Annotated in this window: 1 protein-coding gene; it reads left to right on the forward strand. The window is 63.0% G+C overall.

All coding sequences use genetic code 11. From position 1 onward, the window contains the following. On the forward strand, nt 1-608 hold a 608-nt coding region (locus ACPXB3_RS22450; protein ID WP_425707114.1), incomplete at its 5' end, for a hypothetical protein. Between the last annotated feature and the right edge of the window lie 25 nt (nt 609-633).

Consider the following 633-nt stretch of genomic DNA (forward strand, 5'->3'; position numbering starts at 1 on the left):
TAGCCGCATGCACAACACCCAACACCACGCCAACTCCCTCGGTCTACGCGCCTCCATGGTTCCTCCACTTCACCACCTACTGGATACCCACCCCTGCGCTCGATCTCATGAGCCCCGACGCCACCTTCATCCGCGCCGTAAACGACTCGACCTACATCGCAATGGAATCCGGATCACAAGGCGCACGAGCCGCATACCCGGGCTTCTTACACGCCAGCGAGTTCCATCATCCTCCACCGCATATAGGCGGTGGCACCGACGATCCCACGCAGCCGCTACCCCCCAGCAACGGCGCGCTCTTCATCGGCGCTTTTCACAGTGACGGGAATATCGCGACAGCCACAATCTGCGTTCCGGGCCCCGCATGGACCGGGGAAGTGTTGACTTACCGGCGCACGGGAACCCCGCCCCCAGCCAATCAACACGGCCCGCACTGGTACCCGATTCACAATGTCTTCGGCGACTGGCAAGTCCTCAACGACATCGGGACCGATTTCAACCAGCCACCCAGCCTCGCCGTACGCCAATGCGCAGCCGCCCACATCCCCGAACCAGTCAGCCCACCCAACAGCCCCGGCTGGTCCTGGAATCCGAACCCCGGCGCATGACACACCAAACACGCCGAGCGCGAAC

This window comes from Gordonia sp. DT219, from assembly GCF_049847065.1.
Lineage (GTDB): Bacteria > Actinomycetota > Actinomycetes > Mycobacteriales > Mycobacteriaceae > Gordonia.